The sequence below is a fragment of the Stenotrophomonas sp. GW821-FHT01H02A genome, assembly GCF_059422145.1.
The window spans coordinates 134110-152050 of record NZ_JBWKWI010000005.1; the positions used below are offsets into that span (position 1 = coordinate 134110).

A 17941-nucleotide genomic window follows, 5' to 3' on the forward strand; every position below is an offset into this window, starting at 1 on the left:
TGGCCCCGGATCGGCGATAATGGGCGCCATGAGCGTGAATCTGAAAACCCCCGAGGAAATCGAACTGATGCGCATCGCCGGTCGTCTGGCCAGCGAAGTGCTCGACATCGTCACCCCGCACGTCAAGCCGGGCGTGACGACCGAAGAGCTGGACCGCATCTGCCACGACCACATCATCAACGTGCAGAAGGCCACGCCGGCCAATGTCGGCTACCGCGGCTTCCCGAAGACGGTCTGCACGTCGGTCAACAACGTGATCTGCCACGGCATCCCCAGTGAAGCCAAGGTCCTCAAGGACGGCGACATCGTCAACATCGATGTCACCGTGATCAAGGACGGCTGGCACGGCGATACCAGCCGCATGTACTACGTGGGCACGCCGTCGGTCATGGCCAAGCGGCTGGTCGATGCGACCTACGAAGCCATGTGGCGTGGCATCCGCGCGGTCAAGCCGGGCGCGACCCTGGGCGACATCGGGCATGCGATCCAGAGCTATGCCGAGTCCGAGCGCTTCAGCGTGGTGCGCGAGTACTGCGGCCATGGCATCGGCAAGGTCTACCACGACGAGCCGCAGGTGGTGCATTACGGTCGTCCAGGCCAGGGCCTGGTGCTGCAGCCCGGCATGACCTTCACCATCGAGCCGATGATCAACGAGGGCACCCGTTACAACAAGGTGCTGCCCGATGGCTGGACCGTGGTCACCAAGGACCGCAAGTTGTCGGCGCAGTGGGAGCACATGGTCGCGGTCACCGAGACCGGCGTCGATGTGCTGACTCTCTCGCCCGGCGAATCGCAGGTCTGAGCATGCTGCCGGCGAGCCCGATGCTGGACGCGCCGGCCGAATCCGTCGCCGACCCGGACTGGGCGGCGCTGGCGCGCCAGTCGCTGCAACAGACCGACGCGCGGCTGTACCGCCGCTTCGACCAGGGCGACAACATCGAGCGCCTGCTCGCGTTGCGCGCCCGTGCGGCCGACCACCTGATCCGGTTGGCGTGGCACCGCCGCCTGCCGGCCGGGTCTGGACTGGCCTTGTTTGCCGTCGGTGGATATGGGCGCGGTGAGTTGTTCCCGCGCTCGGATATCGACGTGCTGGTGCTGGGTACGCCCGAACAGCAGCGGCGGCACGAATCCGGGCTGGCGCGCTTTTTCGCGCTGCTGTGGGATTGCGGCCTGCCCGTGAGCCATGCGGTGCGTTCGCCGGCCGAGTGCACCCAGGCCAGCGCCGACCAGACCGTGCTGACCGCACTGATCGAATCGCGCCCGGTGGTTGCCGACGACACTGCGCGCGCGGCCTTGAAGGCCGCGGTGAACGTGGACGGCCTGTGGCCGCCGCGCGAGTTTTTCCTCGCCAAGCGTGAAGAGCTGCTGGCCCGCCATCAGCGCTTCGGTGACACCGCCGACAATCTGGAACCGGACATCAAGGACGGCCCCGGCGGCCTGCGCGATCTCAATACACTGGGTTGGATGGCGTTGCGCGCCTTCGGCGTGCGCGATCTGGAAGCACTGGTGGGCCTGGGTCATCTCGGCCCGGATGAAGCGGCGGCGCTCAAGCGCGAACGCTGCGCCCTGGCCCGGCTGCGCTTCGGCCTGCATCTGGTCGCCAACCGGCCCGAAGAGCGCCTGCGTTTCGATTACCAGAAGACACTTGCCGCCCGCCTGGGTTTCGAAGACGACATCGAAAGCCTGGCAGTGGAAAAAATGATGCAGGGCTTCTACCGCAGCGCCACCGTGGTGCGGCGGATCAGCGACCGCCTGCTGCAGCGCTTCGAGGAGCAGTTCGACGGTGAGGCGGTACCCGAGCCGGTCAGCGTGGGTTTCTCGCTGCGCCGTGGCTACCTGGCGGCCAACGATCCGGCCTGGCCCGAGGGCGACATCGAACAGGTGTTCGCCTTGTTCTCCAGCTGGGCCTACAACCCCGATGTGCGCGGCCTGCATTCGCTGACCGCCCGCGCGCTGGCCGAGGCGCTGCCGGAGCTGGCCGCGTATACCGATGCCAGTCCCGCCGCCCGCGAGCAGTTCCTGGCCCTGCTGCGCAGCCCACGCGCGGTCGACACGCTGGCGCGGATGGCGCGCCTGGGCGTGCTCGGTCAATGGATCCCTGCGTTCGCGCAGGTCTCCGGGCGCATGCAGTTCGATCTGTTCCACGTCTACACCGTGGACCAGCACACCCTGATGGTGCTGCGGAACATCGGTCTGTTCGCCAGCAGCCGCGCCGACGAGCGTTTCTCGATCGCGCATGAGGTCTGGCCGCGCCTGCGCAAACCGGAACTGCTGCTGCTGGCCGGCCTGTTCCATGACATCGCCAAGGGCCGCGGCGGCGATCACTCCGAACTCGGAGCGGTGGACGCGCGTGAGTTCTGCCAGGCGCTGGCGCTGAGCAGTTCCGACACCGAGCTGGTGGCGTGGCTGGTCGAACAGCACCTGCGCATGTCCATCACCGCGCAGAAGCAGGACATCTCCGATCCGGACGTGATCCACCGCTTCGCCACGCTGGTGGCCAGCCGCGATCGGCTCGACTATCTCTATCTGCTGACCTGCGCCGACATCGCCGGGACCAGCCCCAAACTGTGGAATGCCTGGAAGGACCGCCTGCTGGCCGACCTGTATTTCGCCGCCCGGCGCGCGCTGCGCGATGGCCTGGAAAACCAGATGCCGGCCACCGAGCGGGTGGCCGAAGCCCGCGAATCGGTGCGCCAGCTGGTGCGCGAGCGCGGCTACGACGATGCCACCATCGATCGCCAGTTCACGGTGATGCCCGATGAGAGCTTCATCCGGCTGCGGCCCGAACAGCTCGCCTGGCAGGCCGCCGCGCTGGTGCCGGTCAAGCAGGGCCAGACCCTGGTCAAGGTGCGCCGGATCACCCCGGACGACCACGCGCTGGAGGTGTTCGTGCACTCACCGGACCGCGATGGCCTGTTCGCCGCGATCGTGATGACGCTGGATCGCAAGGGCTACGGCATCCACCGCGCGCGCGTGCTGGACGGCCCGGTGGACACCATCTTCGATACGTTCGAAGTGACCCCGGCCGACAGCTTCGCCGACGGCGACGCGCTGCGCCTGGAAGCCGCCCTGCGTGAAGCGCTGGCCGGTGACCTGACCCGGTTGCGCCCCTCGCGGCGGGTCATTCCGCGCCAGCTGCGGCATTTCCGTTTCGCCCCGCGCATCGAGTTCCGCGATGTCACCGATGGCGATACCACCAGCACCCGTTTCAGCCTGGTCGCGCCCGACCGCCCCGGCCTGCTGGCCGACGTGGCGTTCGTGCTGCGCAATCAGCGGCTGCGCGTGCATGATGCGCGCATCGCCACGTTCGGTGAGCGCGCCGAAGACATGTTCGTGATCAGCGATGAGCATGATCACGCCCTTACCGAATCCGCCAGGCAGCAGCTGGAAGACGCCATGCTCACCTGCCTGGACCCTGATCGAAAAGCCGGAGACCCCCACTGATGGCCACCAAGCCTGCCAAGAAGACCGCCGCGAAGACCCCGGCGGCCAAGACCACTGCTGCCGCACCTGCGGTGAAGAAGACTGCTGCCAAGGCAAACAAGGCGGCGCCGGCAGTCAAGAAGGCCGCCGTGAAAAAGGCACCGGCACGCAAGGTCGCCGCCACCCCGGCCGAGAGCGCGGCCAAGCGCAGTGCCAGCCGTGATGCCACCATTGCGCGCAAGTCGCTGCGCAAGCCGGCCACGCCGGGCGTGGAAGAACTCAAGTTCGGCATCGAAAGCGCCTTCGAGCGCCGTGCGACGCTGACCCTGCACGAGATCGAAGGCTCCACCAAGCCGCTGGTCGGCCGCGTCATCGATGGCCTGGAAACCGGCGAATTCCGCGTCGCCGAGCCCGATGGCCACGGCGGCTGGAAGGTCAACGAATGGCTGAAGAAGGCGGTGCTGCTGTACTTCCGCGTCAACGACATGGCCGTGGTGGATGCGCGCCCGGCGCCGTTCTGGGACAAGGTCGAGTCGCGCTTTGCCGGCTTCGATGAAGCCAAGTTCCGCCGCGCCGGCGTGCGCGTGGTGCCCGGCGCGATCGCGCGCCGCGGCAGCTACTTCGGCAAGGACGTGGTGCTGATGCCGAGCTTCACCAACATCGGCGCCTACGTCGGCGAGGGCACCATGGTCGATACCTGGGCCACGGTCGGCTCGTGCGCGCAGATTGGCAAGCACTGCCATCTGTCCGGCGGCGCCGGCATCGGCGGCGTGCTCGAGCCGCTGCAGGCCAGCCCGACCATCATCGAAGACCATTGCTTCATCGGCGCGCGTTCGGAAGTGGTGGAAGGCTTCGTGGTCGGCCACCACAGCGTGATCGGCATGGGCGTGTTCCTCGGCCAGAGCACCCGCGTCTACAACCGCGCCACCGGCGAAATCAGCTACGGCTCGGTGCCGCCGTACAGCGTGGTGGTGTCCGGCCAGCTGCCGTCCAAGGATGGCTCGCACTCGCTGTACTGCGCGGTGATCGTCAAGCAGGTCGATGCCAAGACCCGCAGCAAGACCAGCGTCAACGACCTGCTGCGCGGCCTGGCCGACTGAGTACGCCGCTGCCATGACCACCACTCTGTACGGATTGAAGAACTGCGACACCTGCAAGAAGGCCACCAAGTGGCTGGACCGTTTCCAGGTGCCGTACACCTTCGTCGACTACCGCGAGCACAAACCGACGCCGGAGACCCTGATCGACTGGGCCGCCCAGGCCGGTGGATTCCCCGCCTTGATCAACAGGTCCTCCACCACGTGGCGGCAACTGCCGGAGAACCGCAAGGCGGCCGATTCGGATGCTGAGTGGAAACTGCTGCTGCGCGAGTACCCGCAGTTGATCAAGCGCCCGGTAGTGGTCAGCGCCGATGGCGTGATGACCCAGGGCTTCTCGGACAACGGCTTCAAGCAGCGCTTCGGAGTGGGCGCGTGAACGACGTCGTCGCCCTGACCTGCGACCTGATCGCGCGCGCGTCGGTCACCCCCGAAGACGCCGGCTGCCAGGCGCTGCTCGCCGCGCGGCTGGAGCGCGCGGGGTTCCAGTGCGAACACCTGCGCCTGGGCGAGGTGGACAACCTCTGGGCCACGCACGGGCAAGGTGCGCCGGTGCTGGTGCTGCTCGGGCATACCGACGTGGTGCCGACCGGGCCGGTCTCGGCCTGGACCAGCGATCCGTTCGACCCGCAGATCCGTGATGGGGTGCTGTACGGGCGCGGCGCGGCCGACATGAAGGGCAGCGTCGCCGCGTTCGTGGTCGCCGCCGAGCAGTTCGTCGCCGCCCAGCCGCAGCACACCGGCACCCTGGCGGTGCTGCTGACCAGCGACGAGGAAGGCGATGCCATCGACGGCGTGCGCCGGGTGGCCGATATCTTCCGCGAGCGCGGGCAGGGCATCGACTGGTGCATCACCGGCGAACCGTCGTCCACCGCGGTGCTCGGCGACCTGCTGCGCGTCGGTCGTCGTGGCAGCCTGTCGGCAACGCTCACCGTAAAGGGGGTGCAGGGACATGTTGCCTACCCGGACAAGGCGCGCAATCCGATCCATCTGGCCGCCGCCGCCCTGGCCGAACTCACCGCGCGACATTGGGACGACGGCTTCGAAAGCTTCCCGCCGACCAGCCTGCAGGTGTCCAACATCCATGCCGGGACCGGGGCCAACAATGTGATCCCCGGCGAGCTGCAGGTGCTGTTCAACCTCCGCTACAACCCGCACTGGAATGCGCCGGCGCTGGAGCAGGAGATTGCCGCACTGCTGGACCGGCACGCGCTGGAGTACACGCTCAAGTGGCATCGCAGTGGTGAGCCGTTCTACACCCCGGAAGGCACGCTTCGCCGTATCGCCCGCGAGGTGCTCGGCGAGTTCGCCGGTGCGCCGCCGGAAGAGAGCACCGGCGGCGGCACCTCCGATGCCCGCTTCATCGCGCCGCTGGGTGCGCAATGCATCGAAGTGGGGCCGGTCAATGCGAGCATCCACCAGGTGGACGAGAACGTGCGCGTGGCCGATTTGGAACAGCTGCCGGCGTTGTATCAGCGCTTGATCGAGCGCCTATTGCCCTGATGCGCAGGCTGCGCCGGCCAACGGTCGGCGCCTACCGTGTCCGGTAGGAACCGACCGCGTCCGGCAGGAATGACCGCGTCCAGTAGCAACGACGCGTCCGGTAGCAACCGGCCGTTGATCGGTTCGCCCTTACGCCACGATCAACCCGAACGACGCCAACGCGGCCGCCGCCTGGCGCTGCGAAATCACTGCTTTCTTGAACAGCTTGGCATCCATCACGTTGAGCCCGCTGATGTCGGTGCCGCGCAGGTCGGCACCTTCGAAGCGCGTCAGCCGGGTCTGCGCATTGCGCAGGCTGCACACCGCATCGCGGAAATCGCAGCCGGACAACTCCGCCTCGGAGAAATCCATGCCCTCCAGCTGCGCCTTGCGGAACGACATCCCACGCAGGTCGGCGCTGACCAGCAGGCAATCGCGGAATTCAAGCGCCCAGCCGGTCACTTCCTGCAGGTGCGCGCCGGTCAGCTTGCAGTCCTGGAACTGCACCGAGGACAGTGTCGCGCGGCGCCAATGACTGTTGTTGAGATCACAGTGCGAGAAGCGCGCATCGCTGAGCAGTGCAGAACTGAAATCGCACTGGCTGCCGCGGCACTTCGTCCACTGGCTTTCTTCGAGTGAGGCCGCCAGCCAGGAGGCACCGTTGACCGAGCACTGGTTGAACTGGAATCCATCCATGTCCAACCGCGAGAAGTCGCCGTGGTCGAACGTGCAGTTCTCGAAGGCGGCCGCGCGCGGATGCGCGGCGATGATGGCCTGCATGCGCGCGCGGGTGAGTATTTCATCGCGGAAAGTGACGGTGCTCATGCGGCCATTCTGGGTGATGGGCGGCGCAGGCGGCAGTCTTGAAGGCCGCGGCGGAGTGTGTACAGCGTCACCGGCGCGCATGCCGCCGTTCGATCCGACGTAGAGCCGACCGTTGGTCGGCTCTACCGGGTGGGGCGGCGATGTCGGCTATCCGGGGTCAGTCGAAGGTCCAGAACGGCGCTTTGATCCGCTCGCGCCAATAGGTTTCGCCGGCCAGGTAGAACTTCTGCGCATGGGCCTTTGCGAACCAGCCGGCGGCTGCGTCCAGATCGCGCGTTACCCCGGCGCGGCCACGGCCGAGCAGCAGGCCGCTGAAGTACTGCCCGTACACATTGCCCTGGTCGGCGGCCAGCCGGTACCAGCGCAGCGCTTCCACGCCATCGCGCGGCAGGCCCATGCCGAGTTCGTACATGGCGCCCAGATCCACCTGGGCATCGGCATCGCCGCGCTGCGCACGTCGCTGGATCCCGGCGACCAGCGGATGCACGGTGCCATCCGGCTGCGCCGCGATCGCCTGTGGCAGCCGCGAGGATTCGGATGGCATGTGGAAGTAGATCGTTGCGCGCAGGTCCCAGCGCAGTGCGCTGCCGGCGTCGCCACGTTCGCGATGGAACCTGGCCAGCATCAGCATGGCCATCGGACTGCCGTGCATCGCGGCAGTGCGATACCACCGCTCGGCTTTTCGCGGTGAGGCGCGCAGGGCGGTGCCCTGCACGATGTTCGGGCCGGTGCCATGCAGCAGCTCACCGTTGGTCCAGATCCGGCCCAGGGCTTCTTCGGCCTGGGGGTTGTGGAAGCTCCACGGGGTGACAGCGGCGGCACGCTCGTACCACGTCACCGCGCGTGGGTCGTTGAAGGTTTCGAAGGTCTTGGCTGCGTCCCAGGCACCCTCGAAGCTGCCATCGGCTGCCTTGGTTTCGATCGACTGCACGATGCTGGCCGGCGTCCGTGATGGGGCGCTGCTGCAGGCGATGAGGGAAAGGGCCAAGGCGATGCCGCCCAAGCGTGTAGCAATGCGTCCGATGCGGGGGATCATGCCGGCCAGGTACTGCAGAAGGGTGGTGATTATCGCCCGGCGCCGTCGCGCCGGGTTGGCCCGGGTGTCGGCATGGTTGCCATCGCAACAGTTGCGCCGCCGCCAAAACCCGGTTACGGTCGATCCATGTCCTCGTTCCCGGCCACCGCTGTCAGCAATACCAACCGCAATAATCTGCGCGCGAATAATCGTGCGCGGCCGATGCGGGACTGCGACCAGGGCTAGTACAAGCAACACGCCCGGACCCCAGAAAACCCGCATCGACCGATGCGGGTTTTTTTGTGGCCCGGGTTTACCCCTTCCGGGCCTGGGTGGCCGGTCGAATGCCTGCAACACGTGTATTCCCCCATCATCAGGAGCTGTTCCCATGTGTTCGATCTTCGGTATTTTCGGCCTGCAGGCCGGCGACGACCTCCCGGCGCTGCGCCGCCATGCGCTGGACCTTTCGCAGCGCCAGCGCCATCGCGGCCCGGACTGGAGCGGGGTGTACGTCGATGATGGCGCCATCCTGGTCCACGAGCGCCTGGCCATCGTGGACCCGGCCGGCGGTTCGCAGCCGCTGCTCTCCGAAGACGGCGGCCTGGCGCTGGCGGTCAATGGCGAGATCTACAACCACCGCGAACTGAAGGCCGAGCTGGCCCAGCCGTACGCCTTCCAGACCGGCTCGGACTGCGAGGTGATCAACGCCCTGTACCGCGAAGACAGCCCGGCCTCGTTCCTTAACCGCCTCAACGGCATCTTCGCCTTCGCATTGTGGGACCGCGCCGGGAAGCGGGTGCTGATCGCGCGTGATCCGATCGGCGTGGTGCCGCTGTACTGGGGCCACGACAAGGATGGCCGGCTGGTGGTGGCCTCCGAGCTGAAGTCGCTGGTGGACATCTGCGCCGATGCGGCGCAGTTCCCGCCGGGTCACTGGTACGACAGCGCCACCGACACCCTGACCCGTTACTACGAGCGCCCGTGGCGCGACTACGACGCGGTCGAAGGCGTCGAGGCCGACCGGGTCGAACTGCGCGAGGCCTTCGAGCGTGCGGTACACCGCCAGCTGATGACCGATGTGCCCTATGGCGTGCTGCTCTCCGGCGGCCTGGATTCGTCGCTGGTGGCCGCGGTGGCTGCACGCTACGCCCGCCACCGCGTCGAGGATGGCGATCAGAGCGAAGCGTGGTGGCCGCGCCTGCATTCCTTTGCGATCGGCCTGAAGGGCTCCCCCGACCTGGCCGCCGCGGCGATCGCGGCCGAAGCACTGGGCACCGTGCATCACGGCTTCGAGTACACCTTCGAAGAGGGCCTGGATGCGTTGCCGGAGGTGATCCGGCATGTGGAAACCTATGACGTCACCACGATCCGCGCCTCCACCCCGATGTTCCTGCTGGCCCGCCGGATCAAGGCGATGGGAGTGAAGATGGTGCTGTCCGGCGAGGGCAGCGACGAAATCTTCGGTGGCTACCTGTACTTCCACAAAGCCCCCAACGCGCGTGAGTTCCATGAAGAACTGGTGCGCAAGCTGGATGCGCTCAACAACTACGACTGCCTGCGCGCCAACAAGTCGATGATGGCGTGGGGCGTGGAGCCGCGCGTGCCGTTCCTGGACCGCGAGTTCCTCGATGTGGCGATGCGCATCGATGCCAGGCACAAGATGGTCGGGCAGGGCCCCGCCGGCGCACGCCGGATCGAGAAGGCGGTGCTGCGCGAAGCGTTCGAAGGCTACCTGCCGGATTCGATCCTGTGGCGCCAGAAGGAACAGTTCAGCGACGGTGTCGGCTACGGCTGGATCGATGGGCTCAAGGCACACGCCGAGGCCCAGGTCAGCGACCGGGTGATGGCCGCGGCGGACAAGCGCTTCGTGCACAACCCGCCGCAGACCAAGGAAGCCTACTTCTACCGCCACGTATTCGAACAATACTTCCCGACCCAGGCGGCGGCGGAGACGGTGCCGGGCGGCAAGTCGATCGCATGCTCCTCGCCGGCGGCCATCGCCTGGGATGCCAGTTTCGCCGCGATGGCAGATCCCTCCGGCCGCGCCATCGCCGGTGTGCACGAGCAGGCGCTGGCCTGATCGAGGTGCCACACCGCCGCGTCGATCGCGGTGGTGTGGCAGCGCGTGCAGCCCGTAGAATCGCCCCTTCAATCGATGGGGATCGATCATGGACTCTGACACCACCGGCATGCGCCGCAGCGGGCTGGCCTGGCGTTATCTGGGCTGGGTGGCGCTGCCTCTGTTGATCGGCCTGGGCCTGGCACGGTTTGCCGGTCCGGCCGTGTCGGCACAGGTGGCCGGTGCCGACGCCTCGCTGGGGGCCGACTGGGCCGCGCATCTGCATGCGCCGCTCGGTCTGTTCCTGCTGCAGTTGCTGGTGCTGCTGCTGGTCGCCAAAGGTGCGGGGTGGCTGTTCCGCCGGCTGGGTCAACCCGGGGTGATCGGGGAAATGGCGGCCGGTCTGATGATGGGGCCGCTGGTGCTTGGGGCCCTGCTGCCCCAGGTGCATGGCGCGCTGTTCCCGGCCGCCTCGCTCGGCTCGCTCGGCCTGCTCAGCCAGCTTGGCGTGCTGATGTTCCTGCTGGTGGCGGGGGCGGAACTGGATCTTGGCGGGCTGCGCGGGCGGCGGCGATTCGCCTTCGTCGTGAGCCACGCCGGCATCGCCGTGCCCTTCGTGCTCGGCGTGCTGCTGGCGATCTGGCTGCATGGCGCGCACGCACCGCCCGGTGTGGGCTTCACCGGCTTCGCGCTGTTCGTCGGTATTTCATTGAGCATCACTGCGTTCCCGGTGCTGCTGCGCATCCTTGCCGACCGCGGCATGACCGGCACACCGCTGGGCCAGACCGCGATCGCCTGCGCCGCCCTCGGCGATGCCACCGCGTGGTGCCTGCTGGCCCTGATCGTGGCCGCCGCACAGTCGCAGGGCTGGGTCCCGGCCACGATCAACCTGGCCTGCGTGGTCGTCTTCGTCGCACTGATGCTGGGGATGGTGCGCCCGTGGTTCTCGCGCCTGGTGATCGCACCGGGCCAGGAAGGACGCTGGCTGCTGATCATGTTGCTGATGGCGCTGGGCTGCGCGCTGGTCACCGAGATGCTGGGCATCCATGCGCTGTTCGGCGCCTTCGCGGCCGGCGTCGCCGTGTCCGGCAACGCGACGCTGCGGCACACCGTCGCCGAGCGCGTCGAGCCGTTCGCGGTCACGCTGCTGTTGCCGCTGTTCTTCGCCATGACCGGCCTGCGCATGCGCGCCGACGCCCTGCTGGCCAGCGACCTGGTGCTGTGCCTGATCGTGATCGTGGTCGCCACGCTGGGCAAGCTGATCGGCACCTGGAGCGCAGCGCGCAGTGCCGGCATGGACAACCATGACGCGTGGAGACTGGGTGCGCTGATGAACACCCGTGGCCTGATGGAGCTGATCGTGCTCAACCTGGGCTACGAACTGGGCTTCCTTGGCGACCGCCTGTTCGCCGTGCTGGTGATCATGGCGCTGGTGACCACGGCCATGACCGGGCCGTTGTTGAGCCTGATCGAGCGTTGCCGGCGGTGAAGCTGGCGGCATGCGGTGCCACATCCCGGTAGAGCCGACCGTTGGTCGGCTGCTCCGTCACCCCCCACCGCCCTGTCACTCCCGCGTCGGCACCAGCCTGAGGGTATGCACCGTCGTGCCGGGCAGGAACGGTGTCGGCGTGCCGTTGACCCAGTCCTCGTGCCCCGCGCCCCAGAATGGGGACAGCGGGTGCCCGCTCTGTCCACCGGGCATGTGGATCCATTCCTCGGCTTCATGGCCGGGGGAGACCACCATGCGCTGCGAGGCGCCAAACGCTGGGCCCTGCACCCGGGGCATGTCGCGGTCGCCGGGCAGGCGGTCGGCCGGCATGCACAGCCACGACCGGGCAATGGCGGGCAGGGCGCGACTGACCGGGTGACAGATCGCGGCGGTATTGCGTTCGCCCCACGTACGCGCGTCCAGCGGCCCTTGACTGCTCAGATCCGCTTCCAGCGCCTTGGCGGTATCGACCAGCAGCGCGTCCCAGCTGGAATAGGGAGGCGGTAGCAGATGCGCGGGCCGTTCGCTCACCAGCGGCCACAACACGCCCTCGAACTGCCCCAGCCGTGGCTCCAGATAATCCTCCCCAAGCTGTGCTTTCGCCGGGGCGAGCAGGCCTTCACCGACGCGGTCGATCAGCATGCCGCGGAAACCGCGGGTAATCCGGTAGCTGACCGAATCCACGGCCGCATGGCCGTCCCATCGCCGGGTCGCCACCTCAAGCCGCTGCAGGGCGGGGTCGTCGCTGGCGGTGACGACCTCGCGCAGCAGTTGCCACCAGCGCGTCAGCAGCACGGCACGATCATCAAGCTGGATCGCCAGCAGGTCCGCCTCGGTGAAGCGCTCTTTCGCCAGCAGGCCATCGCGGATCTGCCGCCCGCGTGCACCCAGGTCGTAGCCACCGTTCCCGGCAATGGCCAGGGCGTCCCCATCGAGCACGCGGCCGTTGGCGGTCCACAGCCGATGCGTGGGGGGATCGATCAATGCGGGCGCGCCATCGCTGCGGATTGGCCACGGCGCACAGCTTGCAGGCGCGGTGACGGTGTTGCCGTTCGGCGGGCAGTCCGCAGCGCGGTCAGGGCGTGTGCCGATCAACCGCCAGGCGATGCGACCACTGCGGTCGGCGATCACCAGGTTCTGCGCGGGAATTCCGCTGCGGTCGGCCACCTGGAATGCCTCGTCAATCGTCGCCGCGCGCGCCATCTCGGCGAAGTCCAGACGCACCGCGCCGGGCAGTTGCGCCGTCCAGCGCAGTGCCTCGCCACTGCCATCCTGCCGTGTGTGCAGCAGCGGACCCCAGGCGGTCTCGCGCACGCGCAACGTCACCGGTGCCTGGCCGGCGACGCGGATACGCTCCTCATGCGTGGTGATGCCCGGCGCATTGGCGGGTACGCTGCGGAAATCGGCGGTGTCGATGTAACTGTTGGTGAAGCCCCAGGCCACGTGTCCGTTGCTGCCAACCACGATGGCCGGCAGGCCCGGCAGCGAGAAACCACTGACATCGACGCGGCCGTCGGGAGCCTGTGCATCGGGATAGCGCAGCCGTACCCGGAACCAGAGATTGGGGGCGCGCAGTCCCAGGTGCATATCGTCGGCGATGATGGCGCGACCGTCGGCGGTCAGTGCACCGGCCACGGCGAAGTTGTTGCTGCCCAGCACGCCGGGGTCCAGATGACCGGCCGTGACGGCGCCGGTGATCTGCGCCGGACCGGCCCGCCGGAGATCGAGGTCGGCGGCCTCCGGTAACCGGGCGTTGCCGCGCGCTTCACCAAACAGGGGGGCGTCCCATTCGCTGCCATCGTGGCTGAGCAGGGCATACAGCGCCGGTGGCAACACCGCACGGATCCGCGCCATCGCCAGTTCGTTCTGATTGGTGGGGTCCTGCAGGTCGGCATACATCGCCAGCCCGGTCAGCACGCTGTCTTCGGCGCGCCACGGTGCCGGCGCCTGCCGCAGCAGCAGATACGGCCAAGGACGTACCCGAAGCTCAGCGACGCCCTGGTTGATGCCCTCCACATAGACCTGCAGGGCGCCGGCACTGCTGCCCATGGCAACCTCCAGGTGGGCCTTGGTGCGCGCCCGCAGTCGGTGCACGCGCATGCGCTTGTCCATCTCGATCGCCGCCGGGCCGAACAGCTCGGCCAGCTCGCCAGCGGCGGCTCGGCGCATCAGGTCCATCTCGAAATAGCGCTCCTGCGCATGCACCAGACCCAGCGCCCGCATCGCATCGGCCTGGCTTGCGGCGTCGATGGAGACCACGCCCAAGGCATCACGGGTGATGCTCACCGGCGCCTGCAGGCCGGCCATGGCCTGCTCGCCTTCCAGGGTGGGGAGACTGCCGCGCAGCAGCCACCATGCCGTGAACACCACCGCCAGCGCCAGGATCAGCACTCCCCAGAGCAACCGCTTCAGCCAGTGCCGCATCCTGCGTACCCCCTTGTAGGTAGGGGTCGATTGTAGGGGAGCTGTGAACGCCCCGTGCACGGCCACCGAAGCGCAACTGCAACTGATTCCGATTAGATCATCGGGCTTTCAGATAGGGCACCATGCGTGCATTGATTCATCAGGAGCCCCCCCCATGAAAGGCAACCCGGACGTCATCGCCTGCTTGAAGGAACTGCTGCGTGGCGAGTTGGCCGCGCGCGACCAGTACTTCATCCACTCGCGCCGCTACGAAGACCAGGGCCTGTTCGCGCTCTATGAGCGCCTCAACCACGAGATGGAAGAAGAGACCCAGCACGCCGATGCGCTGCTGCGGCGGATCCTCTTCCTGGGCGGCGATCCGGACATGCGCCCGCATGTGTTCGAGCCCGGCGTGACCGTGGAAGAGATGCTGCAGAAGGACCTGGATACCGAATACAGCGTCCGCGACAACCTGGCCGCCGGCATGAAGTTGTGCGAACAGCATCAGGACTACGTCAGCCGCGACATGCTGCTGGTGCAGTTGAAGGACACCGAAGAAGACCACGCCTGGTGGCTGGAGCAGCAGCTGGGCCTGATCAAGCGGATCGGGCTGGCGCTGTACCAGACCAGCAAGATGGATGCGAAGGGCACCGCTGCGCACTGAGTACGGCATCGGGTTCCGCGCGCCAGCCAGCCTTCGCCAGCACGCCGCATCGAGCCCTCGTCCGCCAGCCAGCATCCGCCAGCCAGCATCCGCCAGCCAGCCGACGTTGCACCAAGCAGAAAGGCCGGGGAAACCCGGCCTTTTCTGTGGGCGAAAAAAACGGCCGGGGTTCCCCGGCCGTTCCGATTTACGTCGACGCTGGCGGCGTTACTCCACCGCCAGCCCTTCGACCTTCTGCCAGCCACGCGGCAGCAGATGGCCACGCGTTGCGCGGGTGCCCAGGTAGGTGTCCAGATCCTTGAACGACAGGTTCATCGTGCGCTGGCCGCTGCGCACCAGCAGCGTGTTGCCCGGCGCCACCGAGACCACCGCGACCACACGTTCGGTGGCGAGCTTGGCCTTGGGGATGTCGATGATCTTGTTGCCCTTGCCCTTGTCCAGTTCCGGCAGATCGCTGGCGGCGATCGCCAGCAGGTTGCCCGAGCTGGTGACCGCTACGATGCGGTCCGTGTCCGGATTGGCGACCACGGCCGGAGTCAGCACCTTGGAGCCGGAGGTCAGGTTGAGCATCGCCTTGCCGGCCTTGTTGCGGCCGGTGAGGTTCTCGAAGCGGGTCACGAAGCCATAGCCATGGGTGGAGGCCAGCACGAAGCGCGTGTTGTTCTCGCCACTGGCCAGGGTCATGAAAGCGCTGCCCGGGGCCGGCGAGAAGCGACCGGTCAGCGGTTCGCCATTGCCGCGCGCCGAGGGCAGGGTGTGGATCAGGGTCGAGTAAGCGCGGCCCTCGCTGTCCAGGAACGCCACCTGCTGCGTGCTGCGGGCACGCACCGAACCCAGCAGCGCATCGCCATCGCGGTAGGACAGGGTGGACGGGTCCATGTCATGGCCCTTGGCCGCGCGGATCCAGCCCTTCTCCGACAGCACTACCGTCATCGGCTCGCTCGGCACCAGCTCGGTTTCGTCGATGGCCTGCGCCGCGCCACGCTGCACCAGCGGCGAGCGACGGTCATCGCCGAACTTCTTCGCGTCGGCCACCAGCTCATCGCGGATCAGTTTCTTCAGTTTGGCCTTGCTGTCCAGGATGGCCAGGATCTTGTCGCGTTCCTTGGCCAGCTCCTCCTGCTCGCCACGGATCTTCATCTCTTCCAGGCGCGCCAGCTGCTTCAGCTTGGTTTCCAGGATGTACTCGGTCTGCTCCTCGCTCAGCCCGAAGCGCGCGATCAGTGCCGGCTTGGGCTCATCCTCGGTGCGGATGATGTGGATCACTTCATCCAGGTTGAGGAAGGCGACCAGCAGGCCTTCCAACATGTGCAGGCGGCGCTCGACCTTCTGCAGGCGGTGGTTGAGGCGTCGGGTGACGGTGGTGCCGCGGAACTGCAGCCACTCGCTGAGCAGGGTCTTGAGGTTCTTGACCTGCGGGCGGCCATCCAGGCCGATCACATTGAGGTTGACCCGGTAGCTGCGCTCCAGATCCGTAGTGGCGAACAGATGGCCCATCAGCTGCTCGGCGTCCACGCGGTTGGAGCGCGGCACCAGCACCACGCGCACTGGATTGGCGTGGTCGGACTCATCGCGGATGTCCTCCAGCCACGGCAGCTTCTTGGCGCGCATCTGCGCGGCGATCTGCTCGATCACCTTCGATGGCGACACCTGGAACGGCAGCGCGTTGACCACGATGTTGCCGTTCTCCTTCAGGAAGGTGGACCGCGCCCGCACACTGCCGTAGCCGGTCTCGTACATGGTGCGCAGATCGGCGATCGGGGTGATGATCTCCGCGAAGCTCGGGTAGTCCGGGCCCTTCACGTGCTCGCACAGATCGGCGACCGTCGCGTCCGGATCGTCGAGCAGGTGCAGCAGCGCGCTGACGATCTCGTTGAGGTTGTGTGGCGGCACGTCGGTGGCCATGCCCACCGCGATGCCGGTGGTGCCGTTGAGCAGCAGGTGCGGCAGGCGCGCCGGCATCCAGGTCGGCTCTTCCAGGGTGCCGTCGAAGTTCGGGGTCCAGTCGGTGGTGCCCTGGTTGATCTCGCCCAGCAGCACTTCGGCGATCGGGGTCAGCTTGGACTCTGTGTAGCGCATCGCCGCGAACGACTTGGGATCGTCGGTCGAACCGAAGTTGCCCTGGCCTTCGATCAGCGGGTAGCGGTACGAGAACGGCTGGGCCATCAGCACCAGTGCTTCATAGCACGCGCTGTCGCCGTGCGGATGGTATTTACCGATCACGTCACCGACGGTACGCGCGGACTTCTTCGGCTTGGAGGCGGCATTCAGGCCCAGCTCGCTCATCGCATAGATGATGCGACGCTGCACCGGCTTGAGGCCGTCGCCGATGAACGGCAGTGCGCGGTCGAGCACCACGTACATCGAATAGTCCAGGTACGCCCGTTCGGCGTACTCGCGCAGGGGCAGCTGTTCAAAGCCGTGGAACGCGGGGCGGGCAAGATCGGTCATGCGGGATTGTTACCTGTGGCAAGGGACGGCGACGGCTGTCGCCCTCGCAGGCGGACGATTATCCGGATGCGGCCGGGGATGCCAAGCCGCGTGATGGGTTCAGGGGGTGTCCGCTGCGCGCCAGGTAGCGCCCGGGCGGGCTGCCGAAGTGGCGGCGGAACACCGTGACGAAGGCGCTGGGGCTGCTGAACCCCAGTTCGTGCGCGATATCCGACACGCTCTGGCCATCGGACAGGCGGCGCAGCCCCTCGGCCAGCCGGGCCTGTTGACGCCACTGCGCGAAGCTGAGCGTGGTTTCATCGCGGAAGTGCCGGGTCAGTGTACGCGGCGACAGCCCGGCCCACTGCGCCCACTGGTCCAGGCTGCGGCCGTCGGCCGGGTTGGCGATCAGCTGCGAGGCGATGCGCAGCAGGCGGCGGTCCTGCGGCATCGGCAGGTGCATGCGCTGGCGCGGGGCGTTGCGGATCTCGTCCAGCAGCACCTCGATCATGTGCTGCTGGCGCAGGCTGGGCTCGGCTGCAGGCACCCATTCGGTGACGCGCAGCGACAGCGCCTGCAGCAGATCGGAAATGGCCACCACGCAGGGCGCATCGGGCAGGTCATGGGCCATTGCCGCGCTGATGATCACGCCCCAGCCGCGCAGTGGCCCGCAGATGTCGACGGTGTGGGGCTCGCCCGGCGGCATCCAGCCGGCGCAGCCGGGCGGCAGCGACCAGGTGCCATGGCGGGTGCGGACGGTGAGCAGCCCGGCTTCCACGCAGATCAGCTGCGCACGCCGGTGCTGGTGCCAGTCGATCTCCCGGTCCAGCCCGCGGGCGCTTTCGATGCGGAAGCCGAGCACGCCCAACCCGTCATCGCGCTCGAACCAGTCCAGCACCTGGTTGCGGATCATCTGGGTGGCGGCCGCCTCCAGCTCTGGCCTGAAAGTGTTATCCATTGTCCAGATTGTAATACCCGGCCAGTCCGGGGCGCCATTAAGGTAGCCGCCTGCCCATTGTTCTGATTGCTGCAACACAGCATTTGGTTCCAAATT

13 protein-coding genes are annotated in these 17941 nt (G+C 67.4%); 8 read left to right on the forward strand and 5 right to left on the reverse strand.

What is annotated here, in order from left to right; all coding sequences use genetic code 11:
• Nucleotides 1-28: 28 nt before the first annotated feature.
• From map to dapE, 5 genes are read left to right on the forward strand one after another with little or no spacing between them, the layout of a single operon-like run.
• Nucleotides 29-802 (forward strand): type I methionyl aminopeptidase, encoded by a 774-nt coding sequence (gene map, locus AC07WC_RS09515; RefSeq protein ID WP_026069972.1) that lies wholly within the window; start codon nucleotides 29-31, stop codon nucleotides 800-802.
• A 20-nt stretch (nucleotides 803-822) separates the two neighbouring features.
• Entirely contained in the window at nucleotides 823-3444 is a 2622-nt protein-coding gene (locus tag AC07WC_RS09520; RefSeq protein WP_495209939.1) for a [protein-PII] uridylyltransferase, read from the forward strand.
• On the forward strand, nucleotides 3444-4523 hold the full coding sequence (dapD, locus tag AC07WC_RS09525) for a 2,3,4,5-tetrahydropyridine-2,6-dicarboxylate N-succinyltransferase (RefSeq protein ID WP_495209784.1): 1080 nt from the start codon (nucleotides 3444-3446) through the stop codon (nucleotides 4521-4523). Before AC07WC_RS09520 ends, dapD begins: the two co-directional genes overlap by 1 nt.
• A 13-nt stretch (nucleotides 4524-4536) precedes the next feature.
• The gene (locus AC07WC_RS09530) at nucleotides 4537-4899 is read left to right on the forward strand and encodes an arsenate reductase (protein WP_495209785.1); all 363 of its coding nucleotides are present in this window, start codon (nucleotides 4537-4539) and stop codon (nucleotides 4897-4899) included.
• A complete protein-coding gene (dapE, locus tag AC07WC_RS09535; RefSeq protein ID WP_495209786.1) occupies nucleotides 4896-6023 on the forward strand; it encodes a succinyl-diaminopimelate desuccinylase in 1128 nt (375 codons plus the stop codon). The genes AC07WC_RS09530 and dapE overlap by 4 nt, the downstream gene beginning before the upstream one ends.
• 129 nt (nucleotides 6024-6152) lie before the next feature.
• Here dapE and AC07WC_RS09540 read toward each other — a convergent pair whose 3' ends face one another.
• A complete protein-coding gene (locus AC07WC_RS09540; protein ID WP_495209787.1) occupies nucleotides 6153-6827 on the reverse strand; it encodes a pentapeptide repeat-containing protein in 675 nt (224 codons plus the stop codon).
• Nucleotides 6828-6984: 157 nt separating this feature from the next.
• A complete protein-coding gene (locus tag AC07WC_RS09545; protein WP_495209788.1) occupies nucleotides 6985-7863 on the reverse strand; it encodes a tetratricopeptide repeat protein in 879 nt (292 codons plus the stop codon).
• A gap of 367 nt (nucleotides 7864-8230) precedes the next feature.
• Between AC07WC_RS09545 and asnB the strand changes: the two genes are divergently transcribed.
• Nucleotides 8231-9922, forward strand: coding sequence for an asparagine synthase B (gene asnB, locus AC07WC_RS09550; RefSeq protein WP_495209789.1), 1692 nt, complete (start codon nucleotides 8231-8233; stop codon nucleotides 9920-9922).
• Between the two features lie 88 nt (nucleotides 9923-10010).
• Entirely contained in the window at nucleotides 10011-11390 is a 1380-nt protein-coding gene (locus tag AC07WC_RS09555) for a cation:proton antiporter (protein WP_495209790.1), read from the forward strand.
• Between the two features lie 75 nt (nucleotides 11391-11465).
• Here the strand turns inward: AC07WC_RS09555 and AC07WC_RS09560 are convergent, their stop codons facing one another.
• Nucleotides 11466-13814 (reverse strand): penicillin acylase family protein, encoded by a 2349-nt coding sequence (locus tag AC07WC_RS09560; protein WP_495209791.1) that lies wholly within the window; start codon nucleotides 13812-13814, stop codon nucleotides 11466-11468.
• Between the two features lie 154 nt (nucleotides 13815-13968).
• Between AC07WC_RS09560 and bfr the strand changes: the two genes are divergently transcribed.
• Entirely contained in the window at nucleotides 13969-14457 is a 489-nt protein-coding gene (gene bfr, locus AC07WC_RS09565) for a bacterioferritin (RefSeq protein WP_019184377.1), read from the forward strand.
• Between the two features lie 207 nt (nucleotides 14458-14664).
• Here the strand turns inward: bfr and parC are convergent, their stop codons facing one another.
• Together parC and AC07WC_RS09575 are read right to left on the reverse strand one after the other, a co-directional pair.
• Nucleotides 14665-16908 (reverse strand): DNA topoisomerase IV subunit A, encoded by a 2244-nt coding sequence (parC, locus tag AC07WC_RS09570; RefSeq protein WP_495209792.1) that lies wholly within the window; start codon nucleotides 16906-16908, stop codon nucleotides 14665-14667.
• Between the two features lie 58 nt (nucleotides 16909-16966).
• The gene (locus AC07WC_RS09575) at nucleotides 16967-17845 is read right to left on the reverse strand and encodes an AraC family transcriptional regulator (RefSeq protein ID WP_495209793.1); all 879 of its coding nucleotides are present in this window, start codon (nucleotides 17843-17845) and stop codon (nucleotides 16967-16969) included.
• Nucleotides 17846-17941: the final 96 nt, after the last annotated feature.